The organism is bacterium (assembly GCA_037128595.1).
GTDB lineage: Bacteria > Verrucomicrobiota > Kiritimatiellia > CAIKKV01 > CAITUY01 > JAABPW01.
In genome coordinates this window covers 1-1,535 of the sequence record JBAXWB010000069.1, presented here as the reverse complement: position 1 = coordinate 1,535, position 1,535 = coordinate 1, and the positions used below count along the sequence as shown (strand labels likewise).

Here is a 1,535-nt window from a genome sequence, read left to right as displayed (position 1 = left end):
CCTTATAACACGTAGTGACAGATTCAAGTGTACATTTTGAGGGGCGGATGCGCATTCTGATCCGGAATTCTTCGGTGCCACACCAGAGTCGGAAAACCGGTCTGGAGTGGCAAAACCCGGTTTTACGAACGCAGGAATATGATACTATGTTGGTCAATCAGATGGAATGTTCCACGATGATCGAGGAGCGTCGATCGGATGGAAAATATTGGGTAAAGTTTTGTACCGCATCAGCATGAATACGAAAACACAATCGGCGGGATTTCTTCTTTTAGCAGTGATGTGTTTTGTCTGCGACTTGCCCGGGGCGGTCAATGCGGCGGATTCCTGGATACCCGATCGACGGCGCGATCAGTTCCCGCGAGAAAGCGGTTATGCGGTATTCCCCTATCTGTTCGATTTGCCGGGTATCGGTGCAGGTTACGGGGTTCTAGGCGCTGTCAATAACGTCGGAGGAACCTGCACGGACATTGCCGGCACCTTTTTTGAGGGCGATGTCAGCGGGCAGGCGTTCGGACTCGATAGTATCCAACTTGTGCCTCAGACGCTGATTCTCGACATCGGGGGGGCCTATATCACCAGTGCGGCTATTCAAAGTTACAGCCAGCGCGGGATGGCTACAGACAAGAACAGTTACTCCGTTGCGGAGATATCGGATATGCTCGGCACGGCTTCGCGCCTGACCGCGACCTTCCTTGACCGGCGACTGGAAGCATATATTGCTTATTACGGGAATCAGGGGCGGCTGGCGGCGCTACGTGATCCGGATGGAAACATCATTGTTCAAACCCCTGAAGCTTCATCAAAATGGGTTGGAACCGATGTGGTTGGGGGGAGGGTCGACCTGACCGATGATTACCTTGACCCACGCCGTGGACTGCGCTTTGAGCCCAGTTTATGGTGGACCCCAGCTTCCAGGGACGCCGCTGATTACTTGTTTTTGGATGCCAGTGTAACGGCCTATTTTCCTGTCGGGAAGCGAAGTGTTTGGGCCTTCAATTATCTCCGGTCCGAATCGTTCGTGATGCAGAAGGGGGAGTCCGATCCCTATGTAGTGGCTCGGGATGAGGGGCTCGATTACGGCGCCATGGCGGATGAGCGGGAGCGGCAGTATATTGACAATCTCGTGGCGGCCAATACCCATGGTTCAGCCACCTCACTGGGAGGCATCAGTCGCTTGCGATCCTATCCCGAAGGGCGTTATCAAGGGGCTCATACAGAATTTGTCGGGACTGAATTTCGCTGGAACATCACGGATGAGGTCAAGCCCTTCAACCTATTCTTTGTTAAGGATGTAAGAACGGCCGTTCAAGTGGCTCCGTTTTATGAGATAGGTACGGTCACAGACGATGTCCATGATCTCTGGTCGATCACTCGCTCTTCCTATGGCGTGGGGCTGCGTATTGTAACGGGGTCGGGATTGATCTACCGCTTTGACCTTGCTGCCGGAGAGGAAGGATTTCAGCCAAGCATCTTCTTCCAATATCCATGGGAACTGTGATCGTCTAACCGTTTCCCACAGGTTCCTTGGAGCA

The 1,535-nt window shown here is 53.2% G+C and carries 1 protein-coding gene; it reads left to right on the top strand.

Going from position 1 to position 1,535, the window contains the following annotated elements; all coding sequences use genetic code 11:
- The first annotated feature begins 235 nt into the window (after window positions 1-235).
- On the top strand, window positions 236-1,501 hold the full coding sequence (locus WCS52_19465; GenBank protein ID MEI6169368.1) for a hypothetical protein: 1,266 nt from the start codon (window positions 236-238) through the stop codon (window positions 1,499-1,501).
- Window positions 1,502-1,535: the final 34 nt, after the last annotated feature.

What these genes read in the sequence shown, in the direction of transcription:
- WCS52_19465 (MEI6169368.1), top strand. Translation starts at nt 236, where the DNA reads ATGAATACGAAAACACAATCGGCGGGATTTCTTCTTTTAGCAGTGATG.